At 49.5% G+C, this 24288-nt stretch carries 24 protein-coding genes and 1 pseudogene; 22 read left to right on the plus strand and 3 right to left on the minus strand.

Annotation, left to right across the window (positions count from 1 at the left end):
- Position 1: 1 nt before the first annotated feature.
- The 8 genes from NE473_RS09900 (at position 2) to NE473_RS09935 (ending at position 5152) form a co-directional block, all read left to right on the plus strand.
- Positions 2–739, plus strand: a complete 738-nt coding sequence (locus NE473_RS09900) for a hypothetical protein (RefSeq protein WP_055650508.1) — start codon at positions 2–4, stop codon at positions 737–739.
- Positions 714–1385 (plus strand): response regulator transcription factor, encoded by a 672-nt coding sequence (locus NE473_RS09905; RefSeq protein ID WP_055650509.1) that lies wholly within the window; start codon positions 714–716, stop codon positions 1383–1385. The genes NE473_RS09900 and NE473_RS09905 overlap by 26 nt, the downstream gene beginning before the upstream one ends.
- On the plus strand, positions 1382–2455 hold the full coding sequence (locus tag NE473_RS09910; protein WP_055650510.1) for a sensor histidine kinase: 1074 nt from the start codon (positions 1382–1384) through the stop codon (positions 2453–2455). The genes NE473_RS09905 and NE473_RS09910 overlap by 4 nt, the downstream gene beginning before the upstream one ends.
- A gap of 20 nt (positions 2456–2475) precedes the next feature.
- A complete protein-coding gene (locus NE473_RS09915) occupies positions 2476–3024 on the plus strand; it encodes a hypothetical protein (protein WP_055650511.1) in 549 nt (182 codons plus the stop codon).
- Between the two features lie 143 nt (positions 3025–3167).
- On the plus strand, positions 3168–3740 hold the full coding sequence (locus tag NE473_RS09920; protein ID WP_055650512.1) for a putative ABC transporter permease: 573 nt from the start codon (positions 3168–3170) through the stop codon (positions 3738–3740).
- A 105-nt stretch (positions 3741–3845) separates the two neighbouring features.
- Positions 3846–4124 carry a hypothetical protein gene (locus NE473_RS09925; RefSeq protein ID WP_055650513.1) on the plus strand — a complete coding sequence of 93 codons (279 nt, stop codon included), beginning with the start codon at positions 3846–3848 and terminating at the stop codon, positions 4122–4124.
- 112 nt (positions 4125–4236) lie between these two features.
- On the plus strand, positions 4237–4731 hold the full coding sequence (locus NE473_RS09930) for a hypothetical protein (protein ID WP_039891087.1): 495 nt from the start codon (positions 4237–4239) through the stop codon (positions 4729–4731).
- A 49-nt stretch (positions 4732–4780) separates the two neighbouring features.
- Positions 4781–5152: a hypothetical protein gene (locus tag NE473_RS09935; protein WP_055650514.1), complete on the plus strand. Its 372-nt coding sequence runs from the start codon at positions 4781–4783 to the stop codon at positions 5150–5152.
- Positions 5153–5400: 248 nt separating this feature from the next.
- Here the strand turns inward: NE473_RS09935 and NE473_RS09940 are convergent, their stop codons facing one another.
- Both NE473_RS09940 and NE473_RS09945 read right to left on the minus strand, forming a co-directional pair.
- Positions 5401–5589 (minus strand): cysteine-rich KTR domain-containing protein, encoded by a 189-nt coding sequence (locus tag NE473_RS09940; RefSeq protein WP_055650515.1) that lies wholly within the window; start codon positions 5587–5589, stop codon positions 5401–5403.
- 38 nt (positions 5590–5627) lie between these two features.
- A complete protein-coding gene (locus NE473_RS09945) occupies positions 5628–6608 on the minus strand; it encodes a serine hydrolase domain-containing protein (RefSeq protein ID WP_055650516.1) in 981 nt (326 codons plus the stop codon).
- An 883-nt stretch (positions 6609–7491) separates the two neighbouring features.
- Between NE473_RS09945 and NE473_RS09950 the strand changes: the two genes are divergently transcribed.
- Both NE473_RS09950 and NE473_RS09955 read left to right on the plus strand, forming a co-directional pair.
- The gene (locus tag NE473_RS09950) at positions 7492–8265 is read left to right on the plus strand and encodes a helix-turn-helix domain-containing protein (RefSeq protein WP_055650517.1); all 774 of its coding nucleotides are present in this window, start codon (positions 7492–7494) and stop codon (positions 8263–8265) included.
- 60 nt (positions 8266–8325) lie between these two features.
- Positions 8326–8943: a hypothetical protein gene (locus NE473_RS09955; RefSeq protein ID WP_055650518.1), complete on the plus strand. Its 618-nt coding sequence runs from the start codon at positions 8326–8328 to the stop codon at positions 8941–8943.
- A 283-nt stretch (positions 8944–9226) separates the two neighbouring features.
- Here NE473_RS09955 and NE473_RS32835 read toward each other — a convergent pair whose 3' ends face one another.
- Positions 9227–9364, minus strand: coding sequence for a putative holin-like toxin (locus tag NE473_RS32835; protein WP_006772248.1), 138 nt, complete (start codon positions 9362–9364; stop codon positions 9227–9229).
- A 111-nt stretch (positions 9365–9475) separates the two neighbouring features.
- Here NE473_RS32835 and NE473_RS09960 point away from each other — a divergent pair, with 111 nt between their 5' ends.
- The 12 genes and pseudogenes from NE473_RS09960 to NE473_RS10015 all read left to right on the plus strand — a co-directional run bounded on the left by NE473_RS09960 (position 9476) and on the right by NE473_RS10015 (position 24272).
- Positions 9476–9958 carry a low molecular weight protein-tyrosine-phosphatase gene (locus NE473_RS09960; RefSeq protein WP_055650519.1) on the plus strand — a complete coding sequence of 161 codons (483 nt, stop codon included), beginning with the start codon at positions 9476–9478 and terminating at the stop codon, positions 9956–9958.
- Between the two features lie 176 nt (positions 9959–10134).
- Positions 10135–11739 carry an FAD-dependent oxidoreductase gene (locus tag NE473_RS09965; RefSeq protein ID WP_055650520.1) on the plus strand — a complete coding sequence of 535 codons (1605 nt, stop codon included), beginning with the start codon at positions 10135–10137 and terminating at the stop codon, positions 11737–11739.
- 119 nt (positions 11740–11858) lie between these two features.
- The gene (locus NE473_RS09970; RefSeq protein WP_055650521.1) at positions 11859–13211 is read left to right on the plus strand and encodes an ABC transporter substrate-binding protein; all 1353 of its coding nucleotides are present in this window, start codon (positions 11859–11861) and stop codon (positions 13209–13211) included.
- 117 nt (positions 13212–13328) lie between these two features.
- Positions 13329–14195 (plus strand): carbohydrate ABC transporter permease, encoded by an 867-nt coding sequence (locus NE473_RS09975; protein ID WP_006772252.1) that lies wholly within the window; start codon positions 13329–13331, stop codon positions 14193–14195.
- Between the two features lie 11 nt (positions 14196–14206).
- On the plus strand, positions 14207–15046 hold the full coding sequence (locus NE473_RS09980) for a carbohydrate ABC transporter permease (protein WP_055650522.1): 840 nt from the start codon (positions 14207–14209) through the stop codon (positions 15044–15046).
- A gap of 65 nt (positions 15047–15111) precedes the next feature.
- Entirely contained in the window at positions 15112–16851 is a 1740-nt protein-coding gene (locus tag NE473_RS09985; RefSeq protein ID WP_055650523.1) for a glycoside hydrolase family 9 protein, read from the plus strand.
- 1 nt (position 16852) lies between these two features.
- Positions 16853–19318 (plus strand): helix-turn-helix transcriptional regulator, encoded by a 2466-nt coding sequence (locus tag NE473_RS09990; protein WP_055650524.1) that lies wholly within the window; start codon positions 16853–16855, stop codon positions 19316–19318.
- A gap of 179 nt (positions 19319–19497) precedes the next feature.
- Positions 19498–20574 (plus strand): SIS domain-containing protein, encoded by a 1077-nt coding sequence (locus NE473_RS09995; protein ID WP_055650525.1) that lies wholly within the window; start codon positions 19498–19500, stop codon positions 20572–20574.
- A gap of 9 nt (positions 20575–20583) precedes the next feature.
- Positions 20584–21534, plus strand: a complete 951-nt coding sequence (locus NE473_RS10000) for a BadF/BadG/BcrA/BcrD ATPase family protein (RefSeq protein ID WP_055650526.1) — start codon at positions 20584–20586, stop codon at positions 21532–21534.
- Between the two features lie 50 nt (positions 21535–21584).
- Positions 21585–21887, plus strand: a pseudogene (locus NE473_RS10005) (UTRA domain-containing protein); the annotation flags it as partial.
- A gap of 346 nt (positions 21888–22233) precedes the next feature.
- Positions 22234–23466, plus strand: coding sequence for a sensor histidine kinase (locus tag NE473_RS10010; protein WP_242866156.1), 1233 nt, complete (start codon positions 22234–22236; stop codon positions 23464–23466).
- A complete protein-coding gene (locus NE473_RS10015) occupies positions 23463–24272 on the plus strand; it encodes a response regulator (RefSeq protein WP_022029995.1) in 810 nt (269 codons plus the stop codon). The genes NE473_RS10010 and NE473_RS10015 overlap by 4 nt, the downstream gene beginning before the upstream one ends.
- Positions 24273–24288 lie beyond the last annotated feature (16 nt).

The following is a 24288-nucleotide window of genomic DNA, read 5'->3' on the forward strand; positions in this document are numbered from 1 at the left end:
GATGCACATTCTGTACCAGTGGATCGGGGACGGAAGCCAGAGAATCAGGGAAAATTACAGCGCGTCCGAAAGCAGATCCCTGCACATGACGGGGGCGGCGGGCGCTCTTTGTATGCTTCTGGGGCTGGGGAAAATCATCTTCGGCGCACTGTCGCTTTCGGTGTTTACCTGCATAAACGGCTGTTATACCCTGGGGATGACGGCGGCAAGATACTGTGCCCTGGCGGGAACCGTGCATTCTAAGGAACGGAAGAAGCAGTATTGCTATTACCGTCTTGCCGGATCCGTTATGGTTGCTGCCAGCCTGTTGTATGTTGTATATTCCTTGTGGACAATCCGCCATCCGAAAACCGTCAATTATGGTAAAATCACGGCAATCACCATTGCAGCGATCACATTTACGGAAATCGGCGTCAATGTATGGGGCGTAATAAAGTACCGGAAGTACCATTCTCCCCTGCTCCACGCGCTGAAGATGATCAGTCTGGGGACTTCGCTGATCTCGCTGGTGCTGACCCAGTCGGCCATTCTTGCATTTGCAGATGAAGCGCAGGATCCGTCGGTCAATGGTTTTCTGGGAACGGTAACCGGAATCTGTGCGGCCCTGCTTGGTGTTTATATGATCCGGCGTATTAATCGAATTGAGGCTGAGGACTTCCATAGAGAGGACTCTTATAAGGAAAAGATTCATCATGAGAAGGGAGACGATCTTTATGATTCACATACTGGTGGCAGATGATGACGAGAAACTGACACAGAGTATCTGCAGTTACCTAAATAACTGCGGTTATGAGGCGAGAGGAGTGCTTTCTGCGGAATACGCCTATGGCGAGATGTACAGCAGCTTATACGATCTGATTATTTCTGATATCATGATGCCTGGAACGGACGGCTTTGCATTTGCCGAAACGATACGCGGGCTGAATAAGAGAATCCCGATCCTGTTTGTCAGCGCCAGAGATGATTTATCCTTTAAACAGAGGGGGTTCGATCTGGGGATCGACGATTATATGGTCAAACCTCTGGACTTAAGCGAACTGCTGATGCGGGTGCGGGCGCTGCTGCGCAGGGCCAATATTGAGGCCAGCCGCAGACTGGTGGTGGGAAGTATGGTTCTGGATGCCGATGCCATGGAGATTATGCAGGGAGAACAGGAGATTCCGGTGACCACGCGGGAGTTTAACATCATGTTTAAACTGCTGTCGTACCCCAATCATACATTTTCTCGTTCCCAGCTGATGGACGAATTCTGGGGCGTGGACAGCGATACCAGTCTGCGGGCTGTGGATGTCTATATCACGAAGCTGCGGGATAAATTTTCCGCCTGCAGTGAGTTTGAGATCAGGACGATCAGGGGGCTGGGATATAAGGCGGTGCTGTTATGACGGGAAACCATAGTACGGAGGATGGACGGGTCACCCGCCGTTATTTCTTTTTTCCCGCCTATGTCGCGCTGGTGTTTCTTCTGGCGGTTCTGATGGTGCTGCCGACGATCTTCTACGGCGGCGCCCATCTCATACTGGAAGAATCTGGTCCCTATATAAAATGGTATTTTCTGTATTGTATTGTTCTTGCGGCTCTCGTATCCGGTGGGCTGGCCCTGCGGAAGTATCTGAATTTTGACCGCCCGATAAAGAAGCTGAGCGCCGCGGCCAGACAGGTGGCGGAGGGGGATTTTTCCGTCTACATTCCCAAACGCCATACATCCAATGATATGGATTATATTGACGCGCTGTTTGTGGATTTTAATAAGATGGTGGAGGAACTGGGTTCCATCGAGACACTGAAAAATGATTTTGCGGCCAACGTTTCTCATGAATTGAAGACGCCTCTGGCAGCCATCCAGAACTATGCGCAGCTGCTTGGCACCACGGAGCTGACTCCGAAACAGCAGGAATATACAGAACGGATTCTGTCGAGCACACAGCGCCTCACATCGCTGATCTACAACATTCTGAAGCTGAACAAACTGGAAAGCCAGAAAATACATCCAAAACCGGAGCCATACGATCTCTGCCGCCAGCTCAGCGACTGCGCCATCGGCTTCGAGGCCATCTGGGAGCAGAAAAAGATTAATTTTGAAGCTGACATGGAAGACCGTGCCGTGATTGAGGCAGATGAAGAACTCATGGAGCTGGTATGGAACAACCTGCTGTCCAACGCCTTTAAGTTTACAAAATCGGGGGGAACGGTGAGCCTGCGCCAGTTTTCTGACGAAGAGCGCATCGTCACCGAGGTGGGGGATACCGGTTGCGGTATGACGCCGGAGATGATGAAGCATATGTTTGATAAATTTTATCAGGGGGATACATCCCATTCCACAGAGGGAAACGGCCTTGGCCTTGCCCTGGTGCTGCGCGTCCTGGAGATGAGCGGCGGGACGATAACCGTGAACAGCACAGAGGGGAAGGGCACTGTCTTTACGGTCTCACTGCCCCGAGCGGTACTGGCATAGAAGGGGGAATCACAGACATCATGACAAGAATCAGGAAAGACGGCACGGAATACGTGGGATATGAATACAAGGAGAAGTCTGTTCCGGCCTCATATGCATCGCTGTATCTGGACAGTTATCCCTGTTTCGGATGGGAGGAGGATCCAAACGGTATGAGCCGTAAAGCGAATACGGAGACCGCCGGCCGTGCAGTTCTGCGCTTCCGGAGAGACAGAAAACTCTGCAACAGGGCGGAACTGACCCGTCTGCAGAGGAACTTTGACAGCTGTGTCGCTGAGATTGATGCGCTGGAGCAGTCTAAACGCTCGAGCGCTGTCATGGGAGCCCTTGTTACCGGAATCATGGGAACCGCGTTTATGGCCGGCTCGGTGTTCGCTGTTACGGCAGAACCGCCGATGGTGGTTCTCTGTATTTTGCTGGCGGTCCCCGGTTTTACGGGATGGATTCTTCCATATTTTTTATATCGGGCGCTGCTGAGGAAAAAGTCGGCAAAGGTATCGCCATTGATAGAAGACAAGTATGAAGAGATTTACGAAATTTGTGAAAAGGGCAGTGACCTTTTGATTTGAAACAGTATGAGCGGCAGCTTCTCGCGTAAAAGGAAATGATTACGTGAGAAGCTGCCGCTTTTTAATATTACAGAAACAAATATCAAACAAGAAAGAAATACAGAGGGGCTATACTCTCTATATCCCATTGAGAAAGGCGGTGAATGATAATACACGGACGAAAGACAGGGCCTGTGAGTAAGAGCGGTGACAGGCTGACTCTCATGCTGCTGTTTTATATTGCGGCTGTCTGCGGTTGGCTGTGGGAAGTACTGGTATACTGGGGCACAAGTGGATTTGGTGGTTCGCTGACGGAGCTTTTAGTTTTTTACCGGGGTGTTCTGCATGGGCCATGGGCGCCGATCTATGGCACAGGCGGTATCCTGCTGGTTTTGCTTTACCGGGCAGTACAGGAGAGAAAGGGATATTTTTTAATTGCCGCCATGGCGGTTTGTACGGTGGTGGAATATGGAACCTCATGGATTCTGGAAGTATTCTTCCACGCCAGGTGGTGGGATTATTCCGGGCAGTTTTTAAATCTGCACGGAAGGATCTGTTTCGTCAGCATAGTGGGCTTTTCCCTGATTGGACTGTGGGCGGTACAGGCCGTCGTGCCTGTCTGCACCGGATGGATTCAAAAGCTGACGTGTGAGACCAGAAAATGGCTCTGCCTGTTGGTATCATTGCTGTTCTTTCTGGATGTAATTGTTTCTGTTTATAAACTCAGCATCTCATAGTAAATGCACTGCTCACAGCGGGTGTCATGGAAGATGCAGTTACGTTAAGAGATACTGTATTTCGGAATCGGCGTATTGCCGTTCGGATCGTGAGAGGAGATTAAGATGGCTGAATATCGTTTAAAACCTGGTAAAGCCGGGGGAAAAGTAATTAGTGCTTATGAGAAGATGGAGAAGAAATTTACGAATGCATTTCTGGATGAGGATGCGGTTTCCGATTCAGGATACCGCCTGAAGACAGGAAAAGCAGGAGAGTCGGTCAAAGGAGCGTATAAGAAAATCGAGGATTGCGTGGTGGGTGCGTATAAAAAGGTGGAAGATGCCTTTGTCGATGCGTTTTTGGTACGATGTGATGAGGAAGAGCGAGGGGAGGTGGACAAATGAATAAACTAGGGGTTGGTATGGTGATAACAGCCGGCGCCGTGGTTATGGCGGTTGTGGCAGCGGCAGCGGTTGTTCGCAGGAAAGGCAGTACGACACTGCATAAATTTTTGTGATGAAGCAGATATGCATATTACTTACAAAATATTCCGACTGGATTTCCAGTCTGGTTTACTACATCGGAGGACAGGGGTATACCCACAGTTCGATTGCGCTGGGAGACCAGCCGACACAGTTTTACAGCTTTAATTACCGGGGATTTGCCGTGGAAACAACAGAAAAACACAGGCGGCGGGGAGTCCGGTACAGCCGCCTCTACCGCCTGAATGTTTCGGATACCGTCTATGAACGGATCGAGGAGAGAATCCGGCATTTTCTCGAAAACAGGGAGAAGTACCGCTATACCCGTCTGGGGGTATTCTGTTGTGTTCTTCGGATTCCATTGTATTGGAAAAATCATTATTTCTGTTCTCAGTTTGTGGCAGAACTTTTATCAGAGTCGAACGCGCTGCGGCTGTCCCGCAAGCCGTGCTTTTATCTTCCCAACCATTTTATACGCCTGTTGGAAACACAGCCCTGCCTTGCCGGAATGGAACAGGATTTCATTTAAAATAACAGGAAAACCCATTCAATAAAAATGTTAACTATGGAGGTTCATCATGAAAAAAAGTAATTTTACAGCATTGATTCTTGGCACCGTCGGTATCGTGTTTTTTGCACTGGGAATGTGTATGGCACTGGTTGAAGAGTGGGGGCTGTTCCGGAAAGGCATCATAGCCGGTGTGGCCGGCCTTATCATTCTTCTGATTACTGTGATTGTATGGCGCAGAATGGAAGGAAAGAGTCCTGTCAGGCTGAACGCAAAGACCGTCGGATCGGTACTGGCCGGTGTGCTGGGGGCGCTGCTGCTGGGCGTTGGCATGTGTCTGTGCATGGTATTTGACAAAATGATTCCGGGTGTCATCATTGGTCTGGTGGGAATACTTGCACTTCTGATGCTGATTCCGATGACAAAGGGAATTCACGATTAAACGGACTGCTACAGCAGTTTTGTGTTCCGGTACTTGCCCTGGGGCTTTGCCGAAACACGGAACCGCTGTATATTTTTATGGAAGCATTGTGTAAAACGCCGGGGCAGCCATCTGAAGTTTGCAGTAAACTGCATGGATGATTTTGAGGAGGCGAAAGGCTGGCTTTTATGATAACCAGATGGCCTGCTCCGGCGGATGAAGTGCAAAATAGAAAGAGCCGGTAATCCGAAGTTTTATAAACTTCTGAATTATCGGCTCTGCGTCTTTGCGTCTGGCTCTTTTATGATTGTTATCTGAAGCTGTTTTAGATTAATCAGACTTTCCTGTCTGCATTTGGGGCAGTACAGGGGGAAATTCTTTAGTTCCGTGTCGTCTCTTACTTTCATTCGCGTCTTGTTCCCGCAAATCGGACACAGTAACCACATGGCGTTCATCATTTACTATCACACTCCTAACCGGCAATTCCATGTCCGGATTATGCAAACAAGGGTTCCACACATTCTTTTATGAAATCCATTCTGTCCCCGGTATTTTCTTTGAAAAGAGAAGCGATGGCGATGACAAGCTTTTTCTTCCGGTTGACATAAATCGTATTACCACTGTCTCCCATGGCTGCAAAGGCATTTTCATCTGCGATCCACCACAGATATCCGTAGGGCAGATTTAACTCCTCCCACCGGCTGTGCTCCCTTGTGCTTTCGGCAATCCACTGGGCAGAGACGATCTGCTTCCCGTCCCATTTGCCGCCGTCTAAGTAAAGCTCGCCGATCTTCGCCATGTCCCTGGCCGTGAGCGTCAGCCCCCATCCCGCCGCATGAATCCCCTTTGAGTCCATCACCCAGCCGCTTACGTCTCTGGCATTCATAAAGGCGTAGTGGGCTTCTTCATTTACCAGGGTCACACTGCCTTTCACCGTAATACCGAGCGGGGTGAAGAGGTGTTCCGCTGCAAAATCGAGCACGGATTGTCCGGTTGCCTTTACCAGAATGCCTGACAGGATGTCCGGACCAATAAAGGGCGTATAGCGGAATGTTCCCGCTTTTTCCGTTCCTCCCAGTAATTCCAGCGCGGTGCTTACCCAGTCATCCCTTGTAAAATATTCCAGATACGGCTCTTCCTGATGCTTGAACGGGGCAGTCATTGTCATCAGATCCCGAAGCGTTATATTCCGTACCGTTGTTTCCCCTTCGTTGTAATTTTCAACCGGGAAATCCGGGAAAAAGTCCAGCACCTTCTGGTTGACGCTCTGGATCTCTCCTCTGTCGACGGCGATGCCGATCAGGATAGAAATAATACTTTTTGTTACCGAAAAAATGTTGATGCAGCTGTCAGCCGTGCATCCGTTAAAATAGCCTTCGTACTGTGTTTCTCCATTCTTTAAAACAATCATGCCGGCAGTATTACTGTAACGACTATGAATGATCTCTTCCAATGCAGCGATCGTTTCCTGATTCATATTGTTATTCTCCTTTGTCATTAGGCGCCATTATCGGGCAGCCATGATCAGGTACCTGTTATTAGATACCCATTAGCTGGTGTCGTTTCAGCCTAGTTCTGCCTCCTCAGATGATGGGATTACCTCCTCATATCTATAGGGTAAATGCATTAAAAATGTTTTTCAACAACTTTTTTAAAAATTTTATGTTTAGTACCGTGGATAAAGAGGAAAAGGCACGCTTAGCTTTTTAACAGCGTGCATAAAGCCTGCTGTTAAAGAGGGGCTGTTTTCCCCAAACGTCTGATACTATTTGGCACGTATTCCTTCAAAAGTTCAGGATGAAACACGGAAGAAATGAAGCATAGATCATAGTGATGGGCTGGAAAGTTAAATCCCGGATGACTGAGGCTCCCACAACTGGTCGGAGTGCAATATAAGACCAGGCATCAGGATAATAAACGTTTACTGAAAACGAATGGGGGTATCATCAGCACAAAACGAGTTGTAGATGAGGATTTAGCCCAGATGCGGTTGTTGTGAAAAACGTCTTCACTCCTAAGTATAGACGAAAAATGATATACAATAGTTACACGGAATGCAGGTAATGTGGCGGTGGGTGAAGCTACAGGAAATCACGATTGATAGGAGAGTGTGTATACGGATTATTTTCCCACTGAATCAGGAATTTCACCTCATAAAGCAGAGTGCTATTCTTTGTTCTCATCAAAGTTAAAAACTGCTGCGAGAACTCTGCAGCAAACATCTGGATGAGGGAAATTTGAATTTTGTGGCGGACTCAGACAAGAAAATCTATGTAAAATGGTTCAGGAAGCTTGACTAACCTGATAATATGTGACATAATGACAGTATAATGACATGTCAGAATAACAGGAGGTAAATTATGGCTCAGAAAATAGTACAGGGGAACGAGGCTCTTGCAGGTAAGATTAAATTTAGACGCAACGAACTGGGGCTAACGATTGAGGAGGCTGCTTCACGGGCAGGGGTGGGGACAAAAACGTGGAGCCGGTATGAGGCAGGCGAATCCATTCGCAGAGATAAATGCAAAGGGATCTGTAAAGCATTGAACTGGAAGGGGCTGCCGGATCAGGACGGGGAGGAAGACAGTCGTATCTCCGTTCAAGAATATAGAAACCATGAGGCGTGGTCTCGGTTTCTGGAAAACGAATATGGCGCCGGAGCCGCCATATCCTTTGCCACAGGCAGTGATATACTGCTGGACCAGATCGAGGAGGACATGACAGCGCTCGCTTGTATGCCCGCCGGATCTCACATCGGGCAATTGGATGTGTCCTGGCTGTGTGAAAGCCTTCCGGACCAGTTCCTGATGCAGTATGATTACCTGTTTTTATATCAGATGAAATGTACTCTGCGCAAAATGAGGCTGCGTGCAAACAATGGTTTGGCCATGACTGCTCATAGTGTGATGGAAGAACTGCTCCTCTATCTTTGCTATGAAGAAGCCTCTGTTCTGGTTGAACTTAGCGGCGGGATCAGTGGGCTTGAAGAAGATGACGGCGATTTCGAAGAGTGGGTATTTGATCTGTTCGATGATATGGACATTATTAGCTTTTTGTATTCTGATGTTTATCTTGATTCGGATGATACATATCATTTTTCACACTGGGGGGATCAGCAGTTTTACACAGATTGAATCTGTTGACTGGTGTAAAAGGAATCAATGGATAAATTGGCTGAGAATGGGAGGGTATATATGTTTGAGACGATGGAGTGGAAGGACGTTTATAAGTTATGGAAGACTGGCTGCTGTTACTTTCCCCAGATGCTTTCCAGCTCTGTATCTGCTGAAACAATATTTGTAGAATATAAGCAAGAAGGTTATTTCTACGGATACGATTGGCTTCGGCATGATGAAGTGGCAAAGCGGAAAGAACTGATAGAAAAAAATCCAATCAGTTTTATCTATTTTACCAAGCCAGCAAATAAAGGAACGATCCAAACGGCCGAAATGCTTACAGAGGCTCAAAACGAAGAAGAGCTTGCCGCTGTCTGGATCGCCGCAACCGCGAAAGAACTGTCTGAGTGCAGAGGTGGATCTGGTATTCTGTGCCATTCCGACATACTTTACATGGCAGCGTGCAAATTTTTACAAGACCGCTATTATTTGTGGCACCACGCAATGAAAAGGCTGGTTCCGGAAATCATGGTCCCGGATTCAGTTATTAAAAGTGTCGTCTGCAACGATGCAGAACCGGTTATAGGACTTATACAAATGAACACAATGCTGCTAAAAAGCACTTGGAGTATTTTGAGATATTCATCCTTAAAAGAAGGCAATTTGCCGGAGCCTTATTATCGGCGAAGCATCTGAATGATTTAAAAATCAATTGGAGAAATAATTTACGAGTCATCAGCATCAGAATAATATAAAGATCCTTTTCGTTTGTCATGGCAATATGTTCCGGGACATTCCAATAGGATTGAATGAATATGTAAATGAAAAATGCAAGAAAAGCACTGAAAAATCGTGATTGACAGATAAATCAAAATTGGTTTATAATAAAGGTACAAAAAAGGCAGTTCACTCCAGCGAGTGGCTTCCAGAATATTATGTTTCTATAAAAATAGTCACTATTGCTCTGGTAGGCGGGTGACTATTTTTTTGTACCTATAATCATAACAACAAGTACTCCAAACGCAATCATTAAAGAAAGTGTCTCATATGTACTCATGTTATACCACCCCCTTTCGGAGATGGAAGTAACCCAGCAGTAGGAACTGCCTATACACATTATACGAAAGGATTAACTGCCTGTAAAGGATACAAATGGAAACCAACTCTTGTTTATTGGACAAATTTATAGTAGACTTTATCTGACAAAAATCGAATGGAGAAACGATTTATGACTCATCAACATCAGAATAATATAAAGATCCTTTTCGTCTGCCACGGCAACATCTGCCGCTCCCCCATGGCCGAGTTCATCATGAAGGACATGGTAGAAAAACGCCGTCAGGCCGACCGTTTTTACATTGCCTCCGCGGCCACCAGCCGCGAGGAAATCGGCAATCCGGTTCATCACGGAACGAGGAACAAACTGCGCCAGTTCGGTATTTCCACAGAGGGAAAACGGGCAGTGCAGATGACGAAGGCCGATTATGACAAGTACGATTATCTCATCGGGATGGAGCAGTGGAACATTACCAACATGATGAGAATTCTGGGAAGCGACCCGGAGAGAAAGGTCTCAAGGCTTTTGGACTTCGGGCCAAATCCGAGGGATATCGACGACCCGTGGTATACCGGAGATTTTGATTCTGCCTACCGGGATATCTGTGAAGGATGTAAGGCGCTGCTTGACTACATTGACAGATGTGACCTTTAAGCCGCTGAAAATAGCAAGCCTCCTGTTTTCCGGTACTAAGCGGAAGGGAGACCTTTTATGAAGAGGGGATGTAAAATACCCCTCTATTTTCTTGTGAAAATATACTATCAGTTGTGATAGTTGTGGATATAAATTGTGCATTATATAATAAGAAAAAAGAAACGGAGTGAGCAGCCTTGAATCAGTATAAAGGGGAAGCGTGGCTGGGAGAAGAGCCGCAGATCAGGGAAGAGTCCATAACTGAGACCGTGTCTGCCGACATAATCGTGGTAGGCGGAGGTTTGGCCGGAGTCGCAGCCGTCAGGCGGGCGGCGGAGATGGGGATGAAGGTTCTGCTTTTTGAAAAATGCAGGTGCGTTCAGGCCAGATCCGGAGATTTCGCTGTCATGGACAGCAGGGTAGCGAAGCGATGGGGACGGGATCATTTAAATAAGACAGAGATTGTCAATAACCTGATGCACGATATGGCCTACAAGGCCAGCCAGAATATTTTAAAACGATGGTCGGAGGAAGCCGGTAAAGCGTTTGACTGGTATCTGGAGGGACTGGAAGATATTGCGATTCTGGACCGTACCGATCAGGTTCCGCCCAAGGGCGCAAAATGCTATATTCAGCCGAGGCGTCTGCCTCTGCCGGAGGGCTTTGACAACACCGAAGAAAATTTCAAATGCTATCAGGTGACTGCCTGGATACGCCCGTCACATATCGCCCTGTGCCGCGGTAATTTTGAGCTGGCGGAGAAGACGGGAAATGTGACCTCCTTCTTTAATACGCGGGTAAAAAAGCTTTTGAAGAATTCAGAGGGCCGGGTGGAAGGTGTAATTGCCGAAACCAGAGAGGGTAGTCTCATAAAGGCTTACGCCTCTAAGGGAGTTATTCTGGCTACAGGTGATTATATGAATGACGAAGAGATGCTGAAACGGTTTCTTCCGGGAATGCTGGAAACACCGAAACAGTGGACCAGCTATGACCTGGACCGGCAGCCCTCCAACACGGGTGACGGCCATAAGATGGCACTCTGGGCAGGAGCGAAGCTTCAGGACAGTCCCCACGCGCCTTGCGCCCATCATATGGGAAGCGTGTTCGGCGTAGCGGATTTCCTGCTTCTCAATACCCGTGGAAAACGGTTCGTCAATGAGGACGCGCCGGGACAACAGCTGGGAAGCCAGATTGAGAACCTGCCGGATAAGACCGCGTGGCAGATCGTGGACGGGAACTGGAGAAGCTATATACCGAAGGAGTATCCGAACCATGGCTCTGTGTGCTTCGTCATGGAAGATGAGGAACTGGAGAGCGGGGCGGTTTATGATAAGCTTTGCTTTATCGACAACTACATCGCACCGAAGTATGTCAGGAAAGCGGTGGAGGATGGCATACTTCTGGAAGCGGAGACGCTGGAGGAGCTGATTGTGAAAACGGGTCTTCCTGCGGATACGGCGCTTGCGTCGGTGGAACAGTACAACCGTCTCTGTGAGCAGGGGGAGGACACGGACTACGGCAAGAGAAAGGACCGGCTGTTTGCGGTAAAACAGGGGCCGTTTTATGCGGCAAAATTTACACCGGCAGTCATGATCGCAGCTATGGGAGGAATCCAGAGTGATGAGGACGCCCACTGCTACGACACAGAAGGAGCGGTCATTCCCGGTCTATACGCTGCGGGAAATGTGCAGGGAAACCGGGTAGCTGTGGATTATCCGCTGACCGTGCCTGGCCTGAGCCATTCGCTGGCTCTGGTATACGGAAGAATCGCCGCGGAGAGCGCAGTGGGGGAGAGCCGGTAAAATTCCAAATAAATAAGGCAGACAATAAATCAATCTAAACAGCAATTCAACATAAATAGTAATTCAATATAAATAGCAAAAACTGCGCATCTGCGCATGAAAATGGAGGAAAAGGAATCATGAAAAAAACAGGAAAAGCTGTGGCACTGATGATGGCTCTGGCAGTAACCGGAGCGCTGCTTGGAGGCTGTGGGGCGGACAGTAAGACGGAAGCGGGACAGACAGAAGCGGCAAAGACGGAAGCCGGCAGCGGTACAGAGGATTCCGCAAAGACGGAAGCAGCCGGGGGAGATGCTGCAGAAGGAACTGTAAAAGAAGATATCCGTGTCGTAACATATTTTGCAGGCTCAGATGCCTACGCACCGGTCTGGAAAGAGGTTTGTGCCGATTACATGAAGGACCATCCGGGCATTACCATCGTCGATGAGTCCCAGCCGACTTCTGGAAGCAACGATTTATTCAAGACGAAGGTTCAGGCCGATCTGGCAGCAGGCAATCCGGCGGACCTGGTTCTCTACTATACGGGCGAAGCTTATACGAAGACCTTCGAGGACACGGGACTGTTCGTGACGTTTGAAGATATTTTGAAGGCAGATCCGGAATGGGCGGGAAACTTCAAGGAGTCTCCGCTGGAAAATGTCCAGTATCAGGGCAGGCAGTATGCGCTTCCGTTCATCGGATATTACGAGGGAATGTTCTACAATAAGGCGCTGTTTGAGCAGTACGGTCTGGAAGAGCCAACCACATGGGAAAATATCATGAAGGCAAACGAAGTATTCTCCCAGAACGATATCGTGACGCTGTCCATGTCCCTGGGTATGCCGTATATCACCACGGAAAATTTCATTATGGGAGCTGCGGGCAAGGAAAATCACAGAAATTATTTTGACGAGAGCTGGGGCATCGCCATTGACTGCATCGCAGAGCTTTATCAGAAGGGCGGACTGCCCAAAGACACCTTCACGATCTCAGAGGATGACGTGAGACTGCTGTTTTCTGAAGGAAAAGCGGCCATGATGATCAATGGTTCCTGGTGTACCGAGAGTCTCCAGAGCAATCCGGATATGAGAATCATCTCCATGCCAACGCTTCCGGGAGGAACAGGCGGCGAAAACTGTGCGATCGCGGGATTTTCCTCTGGATGGCACATGACAAAAGCAGCCAGTGAGAGAAGCGGAGAAACCTTAAAATTCTTAAAATACATGACTTCTCCGGAGACTATGGCAAGATTTATCGCTTATGGCGGAAGCCCGGCCATCGTCTGTGACGCACCGGAGAATTCCAGCGAACTCTTAAAGAGCGCGGTAACCATGCTGGAGAAGGCGCAGTATCAGGATGCGGCTCTCGATTCACAGGTCAACCACGAGGCATATGAGACTTTAAACAACGGAATCCAGTATGTCTGCGAAGGCCAGATGACGAGTGCAGAGGTACTGAAACAGGCAAAGGAACTGAATGAATCCGGTCAGTAAGACGGAAGGCTCAGACAGTGATGAAAGCCGGGGGCTGTGCTTTAGCGGGCACAGCCTCCATCGCACGTAAGCGGCCAAAGGATGCCCGCTAAGTGTTCATAACAAGGAGGAAACAACGTGGCACTGAAAGGTAAAAAATATGTCTGGATCTGCATCACCCCGGCCATGATTCTGATTCTGGCGTTTTTGATCTATCCACTCATAAAGACGGTTATATACAGCTTTTCTTCCTGGTATAATTTTGCACTTACCAGTGAATGGATCGGTCTCGACAATTACAAGCGGATCTTTTCGGATATGGTCATGCCTGTGGCATTTAAGAATACGGCGATTCTGATCGCAGGTGTGCTGATTTTCCAGGTGGGGTTTGCACTTCTGCTGGCGATTATGGTGGACAGCGCCCACCATGGATTTAAACTGTTTCGGACGGTTTATTTCTTTCCTATCGTCATTTCCGGTACGGCGATCGGTCTGATGTTTACCCTGATCTACAAATACGAATACGGTCTTCTCAACTACTTTGTCACACTTCTGGGATATGACAAGCAGGTCTGGATCACGCCCCGGACGGCGATCTATCTGGCCCTGATTCCCGTTCTGTGGCAGTATATCGGTTTTTATTTCGTGATTTTCCTGACCGGCATCGCCAAGATCCCGGAGGACATTTATGAATCAGCCATGCTGGATGGCATTACACCAATCAAGAAGATTTTCTATATCACCATCCCGATGTTAAAGGATGTGCTGGTATCCACCGTGGTGCTCGTCGTTTCCGGCTGTTTCCGCGTGTTTGATACCATCTACGTGATCACGAAGGGCGGCCCCATGAACTCCAGCCAGCTGCTAAGCACCTACATGTACCAGACCGCTTTTGAAAAATACAACGGCGGCTACGCCAGCGCCATTGCGGTGGTGATGATATTGATCGGCGTATTGCTGACCATCGGACTTCGAAAACTTCTGAAGGCCGATGGTGAAGAGTAAGGAGAGACGGCATGGGAAAGAAAAAAGTAAAAATCAGCAGTATTCTGTTATACGCGGTTCTCATTTTCTGGCTTCTGATTACCGTGATTCCCATTCTGTGGGTATTTGAAAATTCATTCAAGCCTTCGGAGGAGATTCTGTTAAATGGAGTAGCCCTTCCGAAAAATCTGGATTTCTCGAATTACCGTTCCATTTTCTCCTATCCGGATGTGAACATGTTCCGCTCCTTCTTCAACAGCTTCCTGATATCCGGAGGCGTGGTGGCGGGAGTCGTCTGTCTCGGAGGCCTGGCGGCGTTCGGTCTGGGACGTTTCGATTCAGGCATTGGTAAAGTTGTGGATGCCGGCATGGTAGCCTGTCTTCTCGTACCGGCATTTGCGACCATGATCCCCAACTTCGTCACGGTAAGCCACCTTCCCATCCGGGAGACGTATTTCGCAGTTATCGTGCCCCAGGTGGCGGGCAACCTCTGCTTCGCCATTATGCTTCTGTCGTCCTATATGCGCTCCCTTCCCAATGAACTGGATGAGGCGGCCATCATCGACGGAGCAGGGCCGTTTCAGGTCTTAAGGCACATTACGGTGCCGCTGTCGAAACCCATGTTCGCTACAGTGGGAATCATGGTATTTATCTGGTCCTACAATGACCTGATTACGTCTCTGGTCTACATATCCGATCAGAAGCTGAAGCCTGTCTGCGTGATACTGACCATGGTCAGCAACATGCACGGCACAGATTACGGTGCCATGATGGCGGCCATTTTCATTACGGTGGTCCCGGTCCTCATCCTCTATATGATGTCCCAGGAAATGGTCATCAAGGGGCTGACAGCGGGAGCTGTCAAGGGTTAAATCCTTAGGGAAACTTCGGGAAAATCTGCGGTAGAATCTGCGGAAGTACATAAAGGAGAGTTTGGATGAGAGTATTTGCCAATCACATTGGATTCGACAAGACGGACGACAAAACAGCTGTACTGGAGCTGGAGAAAGAGGCGGCAGAGTTAACAGCCTGGCTGGAAGCGGATGACGGAGAGAGGTATGACGTATCCGTAAGCGGCCCGGAACGGATTCCGGACTGGTCGGAGGGCTGCTATTATGTTCTGGACTTTTCCGATGTCAGGCGGGAAGGCACGTACCGGATTGCCGGAAATGCCGACGGGAAGGCATTCCGGTCAGAGATCATTCCGATCACCGGATATTTTCTGAACCTGCGCATGGTGAACGCGTCCAGGGCTTATTTAAAGGGGGAGCGGTCTTCGGGAGAATGGCTGAAGGCCGACCGGAATGTGCAGTTTAAGGGAGCAAAAGAGGGAACGCTGGATTTACATGGAGGCTGGTATGACGCTTCTGGTGATTTTGGAATTCATCTGACCCAGCTGTCTCACACCGCCGTTTTCAACCCCATGCAGTCCCTTCTGCCTTCCTACGTCTGTTTCGATCTTGTGGGACGGATGGAACGGGAGGAGCTGCAGGACTGCCGGATTCTGAAAAAGGAGCTTCTCGACGAGGCGTACTGGGGGGCTGATTATGCGATGAGACTTCACCGTGAAGGCGGCGGATTCATCCGTTCGGTGGACCGGGGAGAGGCATTTTCCGAGGAACAGCACCGCACAATCGACTATGAATATTTCCGGTTCAGCGGACATGAAGAGGACAGGAGCTATCTGGCGGAGACCATTGAGGAGAAGCATTACGAGACGTGTATGCGAAGCGGTTCCGGTCTGGCTGTGGCCGTTCTGGCGCAGGCTTCACGGTATCGCGGGGCATCGGGAGAGTATTCCTGCGGCCGGTATCTGGCGGCGGCCGAAGAGGCCTTTCAGTATATGACAGAACACAATGAACAGTATTCCAGCGACGGAACGTGGAATTTTCTGGACTGGTACTGTGCCCTGGCGGCGGCAGAAGAACTGTATGAGGCCACAAAATCACAGGATTACTTAGAGGCATGCAGGAGGTTTTTCGGAGAACTGGAGCGCAGTGCGATTGCCATGGAAGACGGAATCTGGTTTCTGTCCAGGCAGGGAGAACTGTATTTTCATCCTTCTGACGAGGGATTCCCTCTGATTACAATGATGAAATACGGAAGCCTGGAACCGGATGAAACGCGGCGGACACGGGCGATGGAACTGGTGGCTCAGGCGTTTGTACATGTCCTTTCCATCAGCAGAAAACCGTTTGGCTACGCAGCATTTACGCAGAAAACGGGTGAGGAGGAAAGGAACCGGTACTTCTTTCCCCATGACACGAAGGCGGCGCCCTGGTGGCAGGGAGAGAATGCGAGGATCGCGTCTCTGGCCGCGGCGGCACTCCGTTTTTCCTGTCAGAAGGAAGCGGCGGAGATGGCCGGGGACCTTCGTAAGTTTGCCGGGCACCAGCTGGACTGGATCATGGGATGCAATCCCTTCGACAGCTGCATGATCGACGGCTTCGGAAGAAATAATATCCAGTATTTCTTCCGGAACCAGTATGATTTTATGAACAGTCCGGGGGGAATCTGCAACGGAATCACGTCGCGGGAAGCGGATGATAAGGGGCTGGAATTCATGATGGCTCCCACAGAGGAATGTGATGACAACTGGAGATGGGCGGAGCAGTGGCTTCCTCATGCCTGCTGGTATTTAAATGCCATGGGCTGGAAACTGAAACGGGTGAAATGATATGGCTTCCAAATATATTGAACGCAAACGAATTTTAGTGAAAATGGAGAATATCGAGCGGTATCCTCTTTCTATCGTTCACGCCCCCATGGGATATGGAAAGACTGTGGCGGTGCGGGAATATTTAAAGACGACAGAGGCGGACTGGGTCTGGGTCTCCCTGGCGGGCTCAGAGGGGGAAGCGGACTACTTGTGGGCGCGGCTGTGTGACGCGTTAAACGGAGTGAACGAGGAGCTGGCGGCGCGTTTTTCGGCCATCGGTTTTCCCTACGACTGTTTTAAGACCGACGCGCTCTTAGATGTTCTCATGGACTATGACTATAAAAACCATCTGATTCTCGTATTTGACGATTTTCATACGATTGAGGAAAATAGTGTGTTTGAGCTGATGAAGGCGATCGTGCGGGAACGGCTTACCGGCCTTCATATCGTGCTCATCACCAGGGAACTGGCAAAACTGGACGCGGCGGATTTATATCAGAAACAGCTGTGTTTTACCATCACGGAGAAATCCTTAAAATTTAACCGGGAAGAGGTATTCCGGTACCTGGATTTGATGGAATGCAGGATGAGTGAGGAAGAGCGGGAGCGGGTCTTTCAGATTACCGACGGCTGGGAATCCATGCTCTATATCACTGCAAAGGGGATTAAGCAGGGACTTCCCGTGGGTAAGAGCGCGACTGCCGACGACATCATCGAACAGAATTTCTACCATGGCTTAAGTCAGGCGGAAAAGGAGGTCCTGTGGCGGCTGTCGGTCCTGTCATCCTTTACGAAGCGCATGGCGGCCGCGGTGCTGGACGATTCGGAGCTTTACGACGCCTTTGAAACGCTTATCAGCAGGAGTGTATTTTTTGTCTTTCACGAATCCGGTCACACGTACCGGCTGAGAAATATACTGAAGGACTACGTCTATGAGCGGGCCCTGATTGACCGGGTGGATTTTACGGAGGTTTACAGAAAGAGCGGCCGGTGGCTGCTGGCAGACGGCCAGTACTCCAAAGCCTTCGAATGCCTGTACCGGGCGGGAGAGCTGGAAGAGATTCTGTCCATTTTAAATAAGGATACCCAGAATGACAAGGGGATCTGGGGCAGCGGGAATATCCGTCAGGTGTTTGAAAAGGCCGGAAAGGATCTGTGTTACCGGTACCCGTTCGCCTATTTAAAATACTTACTGGCCTGTGCCATGGACGGGGAACGCAATTACATTCCACGGGTTAAGCTCTGCCTCGACCGCCTGGAGGAATACTGCCGCGGTTCGGAGTATGAGGGAGAGATGCGGGAACTGATCCTGGGCGAAATTTCCATGGTGCGGAGCCGGATTTCCTTTAACGATATTGCGGTTATGGCGGAATATGCAGGAAAGAGCGCGGAATTCTTCGGCGGAGGCTGTTCCTGCATCGTGACCAGGGAGACGGAATTTACCTATGGGCTTCCCTGTATGCTGATGGGATTCGTGAAGGAGCCGGGAAGTATGGCGGAGGTGCGGGACGCCTTTGCAGCGGAGGGGATGAGCTTTGCGGAAGCCACCGACGGATGCGGAATCGGATGTGATTCCCTGGCAGCGTCCGAGGCGGCGCTGGAGACGGGCGCCTGGGAGCAGGCGGAGCTTCACGCCTATAAGGCGTATTTTAAGGCGAAGGCGGCGGAGCAGCTGAGCATCATGATTTCTTCCAAACTGGTGCTGGACCGCCTGAATCTGATTCAGGGGAGTAGCAGGGACCGCATTCTGTCGAACAGCACATTGAAGGACGAGGTGATTGCGGCCAATAATCCGGTTTTAAACACTACCTTTGATTTATGCGGCGCCTATCTAAACGGATGCCTGGGACGGCTGGACAGCATTCCCGAATGGATCAGAAAAGGGGAGATCGGAAAGGGAAAGTTTTTTTTTCAGGGGACCGGTTTTTTCTATGTGGTTTATGGAAAATGCCTCCTGTTAGGAAAAAAATACATTGAACTGGATTCGCTCTGTGAGTCCTTTGCCACCTTCTTAAAGCCGTTCCAGTACCATCTGGTCCGGATTTACTTCCTGATTTATGAGTCTGTGGCCAAGAGCTATCTGGAGAGCCGTCCGAGAGGCGAGGAGATCTTAAAAGAAGCGCTTGCACTGGCAGAGAAAGACCATCTCATCATGCCCTTTGCAGAGAACACGGGCCATGTCAGGCTGATGCTGGAGGCGCTGCTAAAACGGGAGGAGAGTCCCTATATCCGGGAGGTTTTAGAGGCGTGCAGACGGTACAGCAGCCAGTTAAAGCTTTTTCACGCCTGTGAGGTATCTTTGACGGACCGGGAGCTGGAGATTTTAAAGCTTTTGGATGAGGGCTATACCCATGAGGAGATTGCCGGCGAGATCTATATTTCCATCGCCACGGTGCGGTACCACGTGAAAAACATCTACCAGAAGCTGGATGTGAACAACAAAATACTGGCGTTAAGAAAAGCGAAAGATCTGAATTTCATATAACTATTAGGTCGAATGTATCCCGCGAGGCGTTTTTTGTGAGTGAAGCGAAGCGGAAGTCACAGAAAACCCGAGGACTGCAGCGCCAAGTCAGGCTTTTTCTGACTTGTGTGCATGCTTGTGACGATGAGGGAGGCACGACTGAATCGTTACAATCTTATTTAATAAAGGAGAAACCCATTATGGAGAGCAATGCGCATATTGTAGAATACTGGAAGACACAGCCGGAGGTTCTGGAGGCGTGTTTAAAGAACAGCCTGCCGCTTACGGAGAATTTTGTAAAGCTGTATCAGGAAGTCAGACCGACCCATTTATACCTGGTGGGAAGCGGCACTTCCTTAAATGCGGAGGAAACGGCGGTCTCCTTTATGAAAGAGATGCTGGATATCGATGTGATTTCCATGCCGTCATCCTACGTACATGATATCCGTGGAGACCGGCCGATGTTTGTGTTTCTGTCTCAGGGAGGTTCCTCTACCAACACCTTAAAGGCAATGGAGGAGACGGCAGCGTATCCGTTTATCACGGTTACGGGGGAGGAGACGTGTGAGATTGCGTCCCGAAGTTCCTGCCATATGGTCATCGGATGCGGGGAAGAGCCGGTGGGACCGAAGACCGTGGGCTATACGGCATCGGTTATGATCCTTTACTTAATGGCCATGGAGGCCGCGAGGGCCGTCAGAGCCATCGGAGAGGAGAAGTACGCTTACGTACGCACGGTTCTCGAAACAGGGATCGCCCATATGCGGTACAATATGGAAGCCATTGCCGGATGGACGGCTGATCATAAGGAGAAGCTTCAGTCGATTGAAAAGTATATCTTTATCGGCCATGGGACGGGAGCCGCGGCATTAAAGGAAGGCAGCTTAAAGGTTCTGGAAACCATCAAATATCCGGCTTTCAGCTACGAGTTTGAAGAATATTTACACGGTCCCATCCTTGCGGTGGACGCCTGTACGGGGGCATTTCTCTTCCTTTCAGGAAAGCCGGAGGAGCGGGAACGGTTCAGGCAGCTGGCGGAGTGCCAGAGTAAGTACTCCCAATACACCTTCCTGATTACCGATGAGGAAGGGGAGACGGACGGGAATACGTTAAGGATCAGAAAGACGGGAGCCATGTACACGGAAGTCTTTGAGATTGTAGTGATTCCCCAGTACCTTGCCGCTGTGGTCCAGGGATACTTAGGCATCGCGGACGGTTCGCCCCTGTACGACGAGTATACAGCGCTCTGTCCAACAAAATTCAGGAATGGTAAATAGGGTGACAATATGGATTACGTATTAGGAATTGACTCTGGGGGAACAAAATTTCTCGTAAAAGCGGTGGGAATGGATGGAAGGGAGCTGGCGGAGTATGAAGGGCATCCGGCCGGGCTGTACCGTTTTTCCAGAAATGAGGCGGTACGCACCATACAGGACAATTTAGAGATGTGCATCGGGCAGGCGGGACTGACCAAAGCGGACTGCCGGGCGATCGTCTGCGGCACTACCGGCATCGACAGCGAAGAGGACCGCCAGGAGGTGGAGGAGATCTACCGGCTGCTTCCGGGATTTTCCTGCCCCGCCCTGTGTGTGAATGATGCCGAGGTGGCTCTCTATGCCGTGACCGGAGGGACCGGCGTCGTTGTGATCTCAGGAACCGGCTCCATCGCGTTCGGACGGAACAGCAGCGGCAGGACCGGGCGCAGCGGGGGCTGGCCTCCCTGCATCTTCGGGGACGAGGGCTCCGGCGCGTGGCTGAACTTAAAGGCCCTGGAGTATATGAGCCATGTTCTGGACGGAAGAAAAGAGAGAACCCTGCTTTACGATCTGCTGAACCAGGAATTGGGAATCGGGGGAGCAAAGGATCTGATCCGTATCTGCCAGAGAATCGAACGGGAGAACGCCGGCTTCCTGAAGCTGGGGCCGGTCGTCATGAAGGCGCTGCGGGAGGGCGATGAGAATGCTGTGGAAATCACCCGCCTGGAGGCAGAGCTGACCTTTGAACTGGCGGATTCGGTGGTGCAGAAGCTGGAAATCTGGCAGGAGCCGGAATTTACAGTCGGCGCCTGGGGCAGCGCTATTGTGAAAAATCTGTATCATTTTGAACTCTTTAAGGAACAGTTTCTGGCGAAATATCCCAACGTGACGGTGACTGTGGCCGGCAGGGATGCAGCGTACGGAGCATGCAGGATTGCTCTTGATGTTCTGGGGGATAAAACCGGAATCTACCGGTTTTAGGAGTCGGTCAGGTAGGAGAATCCAGGAACTGTTACTGAACGGCGGACGGACTCCCTATTTTTCTGGAAAACCAGTTTTTTCCGTATCAGAAGTTTAAAGGTCTGATGGAGGAGAATTTAAACGATGTGTCACTGTTTGAGGTGATTGAGAGGATTTCAGGAAGGAAGCCGGTGGAAACAACGAGAAGGACACTGGAGATCACGCGGGCATCTGTGGAGCAGGCGCAGAAGCTTGGAATCCCTCTGGGGGAACCTCTGATGTTTTTAAACAGTTATTTCATTGATCAGGAAGGAAAATCATTATGCATCGGGCGCCAGTATTATATTGGAAGCCGTTATATGTTCGACTTATAAATAGCAGCATAAGGTTCGCCGGTTCAGTCAGCCGGCGGTTAAAAGTGCCGCAGGACAGCCAGTTTTGGCTGTTCTGCGGCATTTTTGCTGAAGAAAAAGATTCCCGTGCAGGGAGTTAAAAGGTTCCTGCGGCGTACACATGGACCGGTAAGCGGATGCTGCGTTTAGAAATACGACGTGACGGAAAATTAAAAAATGCATCTGTCCCCCTGATTTGTCAGCTTCGTGTCAGGGTATAGGTGTATGATAATATAAAATTCACATTTGATAAAAAGGGGCGGTGTTTACGAGTACGATTGGTTATGTAAATATTTCTCTTGAAATTTGGGGGGCAATTCTCTCTTTGGTGTTTATACCCAGTCTCTATATGGGGGGAAATGGTAAGGACAAAACGGGACGGGTGTTTATCGGAATTCTTTTATGCAATGCGCTGCTGCTGATCAGCGATGCGTCGGCGTGGCTTTTTAAAGGTCATGGATCGCTTCTGTGCTACTGGGGAGTGCGTATTGCCAATTTTTTAGTTTACATACTTGGGTATCTTTTGATGGCGCTGTTTACGGAATATCTGACCGGTTACCTCTCAAAAAGAATACAGGTTTCCCGCCGTGCCGCCAGGTTTGTGTGGGGGATCTGTATGATCGGAATTGCCTCCACGGTATTGTCTCAATGGAATCATATGTATTATGGATTTGTGGGCTGTAATGTCTATAGCCGCGGAGACTGGTTCTGGCTGTCGCAGCTTTGGGGGCTTGTGGGAATAGCAGTGGATATCGGACTGCTTTTCGTTTACAGGCAGGGACTTGGAAAGAATGAGGTGTGGGTTCTGCTCTCCTATATTATCCTGCCGCTCCTTGCCATGACGGTTCAGATTTTCATTTACGGCATCGCGTGGCTGTATCTTGCCACCACGATTTCCATCATCTTTGTTTATGAAACCCTGCAGGCCAATCAGGCCCAGAAACAGAGATGGAAGGAAATGGAACTGGAACAGTCGAGAACGGCGATTATCTTAAGCCAGGTGCAGCCGCATTTCCTTTATAACGTTCTGCTTGGCATTAAACAGCTTTGCGACAGCAATCCGAAAAAAGCATCGGAAGCTCTGGAGCATCTGGCTTTTTATATGCGCAGAAACTTAAATTCACTCACCCGGAAACAGCTGATCCCATTCGACGAAGAGATGTGCCATGTGAACGATTATCTGTATCTGGAAAAAATGAGGTTTGAAGAAAAACTTACGGTTGTCCTGGATTTGGAATATACAGACTTTTTTCTGCCGGCTATGACAGTCCAGCCGATTGCAGAAAATGCAGTGCGCTGGGGAATCACGAAAAAGAAAGGCGGCGGCACGCTTACAATAAAAAGTCAGTTAACAGGGGAGGAGGTCATGATTTCGGTCATGGATGACGGCGCAGGCTTTGACCCCAATGAGATTAGGAATGACGGAAAGACTCATGTTGGAATTGAAAATGTACGCCAGCGGCTCATGCTGCAGTGCGGCGGAACGCTCTCGATTAACAGTAAAAAGGGCAGCGGCACTACCGTAACGATTCGTTTGCCGCAGAAAGGGAGAAATAAGTGAATATTATTGTAGCGGACGATGAGAGGTTATCCGTGGAGTATATGCTGCCGCTTCTGCGCAGACTGGAGCCGGAGGCTGAAATTACCGGATTTACCGAGGCAGAGGACGTATTTGAATATATGGAAAGAAACCGGGTTGATATCGCTTTTCTGGATATCGAAATGGGGGAGTACAGCGGAATAGAGCTGGCTAAAAGGTGTATTGCTCTTGCGCCATGCGTAAACATTATTTTTGTGACGGGACATTCGGAATACACGCTTGACGCGTTTCAGCTTCATGTCAGCGGATATCTCTTAAAACCTGTGCGGTCAGAGGATCTGCAGGCAGAGCTTGAACATCTGCGTCACGTGATCCCGCGGCATCACATCCGGGTGCAGACGTTTGGATTTTTCGAGGTATTTGTGGATTCTGTGCCGCTTAAATTTACCAGGACAAAGTGTAAGGAATGCCTGGCCTATCTGATTGACCGCCGCGGTGCGCGGGTCACGTATGCGGATCTGGCAGTCATTTTGTGGGAAGCCCGCACGTACGATCCGTCGGTACAGGCCAATACCCAGAAAGTTGTTTCGGACCTGATTAAGACACTGCGGGAAGCAAATTTAGAGGAGCTTGTCATTAAAAGCAGACAGGACATTGCTATCAACAGGGCACTTGTGGACTGTGACTATTATGCGGTGCTGGATGGGGATACATCTCGGCTTGATGCTTTTATGGGAGAATACATGTCTAAATACAGCTGGGCTGAATATACGGTGGGCGAACTTGTCAAATTAAAAGAAAAGGTTCTGGGGGCAGACCGGGGATAAATGGATACCAGATCAG

It is taken from the genome of Hungatella sp. SL.1.14, from assembly GCF_024460495.1.
Classification (GTDB): Bacteria; Bacillota; Clostridia; order Lachnospirales; family Lachnospiraceae; genus Hungatella; species Hungatella hathewayi.

Bases quoted from the DNA above. Each gene is read 5' to 3' on its own strand.
- NE473_RS09960 (WP_055650519.1), top strand. From the start codon at position 9,476: ATGACTCATCAACATCAGAATAATATAAAGATCCTTTTCGTCTGCCAC.
- NE473_RS09945 (WP_055650516.1), bottom strand. From the start codon at position 6,608: ATGAATCAGGAAACGATCGCTGCATTGGAAGAGATCATTCATAGTCGT.
- NE473_RS09995 (WP_055650525.1), top strand. From the start codon at position 19,498: ATGGAGAGCAATGCGCATATTGTAGAATACTGGAAGACACAGCCGGAG.
- NE473_RS09935 (WP_055650514.1), top strand. From the start codon at position 4,781: ATGAAAAAAAGTAATTTTACAGCATTGATTCTTGGCACCGTCGGTATC.
- NE473_RS09990 (WP_055650524.1), top strand. From the start codon at position 16,853: ATGGCTTCCAAATATATTGAACGCAAACGAATTTTAGTGAAAATGGAG.
- NE473_RS10000 (WP_055650526.1), top strand. From the start codon at position 20,584: ATGGATTACGTATTAGGAATTGACTCTGGGGGAACAAAATTTCTCGTA.
- NE473_RS09905 (WP_055650509.1), top strand. From the start codon at position 714: ATGATTCACATACTGGTGGCAGATGATGACGAGAAACTGACACAGAGT.
- NE473_RS09915 (WP_055650511.1), top strand. From the start codon at position 2,476: ATGACAAGAATCAGGAAAGACGGCACGGAATACGTGGGATATGAATAC.
- NE473_RS09900 (WP_055650508.1), top strand. From the start codon at position 2: ATGCACATTCTGTACCAGTGGATCGGGGACGGAAGCCAGAGAATCAGG.
- NE473_RS09920 (WP_055650512.1), top strand. From the start codon at position 3,168: ATGATAATACACGGACGAAAGACAGGGCCTGTGAGTAAGAGCGGTGAC.
- NE473_RS09980 (WP_055650522.1), top strand. From the start codon at position 14,207: ATGGGAAAGAAAAAAGTAAAAATCAGCAGTATTCTGTTATACGCGGTT.
- NE473_RS09930 (WP_039891087.1), top strand. From the start codon at position 4,237: ATGAAGCAGATATGCATATTACTTACAAAATATTCCGACTGGATTTCC.
- NE473_RS09940 (WP_055650515.1), bottom strand. From the start codon at position 5,589: ATGATGAACGCCATGTGGTTACTGTGTCCGATTTGCGGGAACAAGACG.
- NE473_RS32835 (WP_006772248.1), bottom strand. From the start codon at position 9,364: ATGTGTATAGGCAGTTCCTACTGCTGGGTTACTTCCATCTCCGAAAGG.
- NE473_RS09910 (WP_055650510.1), top strand. From the start codon at position 1,382: ATGACGGGAAACCATAGTACGGAGGATGGACGGGTCACCCGCCGTTAT.
- NE473_RS09950 (WP_055650517.1), top strand. From the start codon at position 7,492: ATGGCTCAGAAAATAGTACAGGGGAACGAGGCTCTTGCAGGTAAGATT.
- NE473_RS09970 (WP_055650521.1), top strand. From the start codon at position 11,859: ATGAAAAAAACAGGAAAAGCTGTGGCACTGATGATGGCTCTGGCAGTA.
- NE473_RS09925 (WP_055650513.1), top strand. From the start codon at position 3,846: ATGGCTGAATATCGTTTAAAACCTGGTAAAGCCGGGGGAAAAGTAATT.
- NE473_RS09985 (WP_055650523.1), top strand. From the start codon at position 15,112: ATGAGAGTATTTGCCAATCACATTGGATTCGACAAGACGGACGACAAA.
- NE473_RS09955 (WP_055650518.1), top strand. From the start codon at position 8,326: ATGTTTGAGACGATGGAGTGGAAGGACGTTTATAAGTTATGGAAGACT.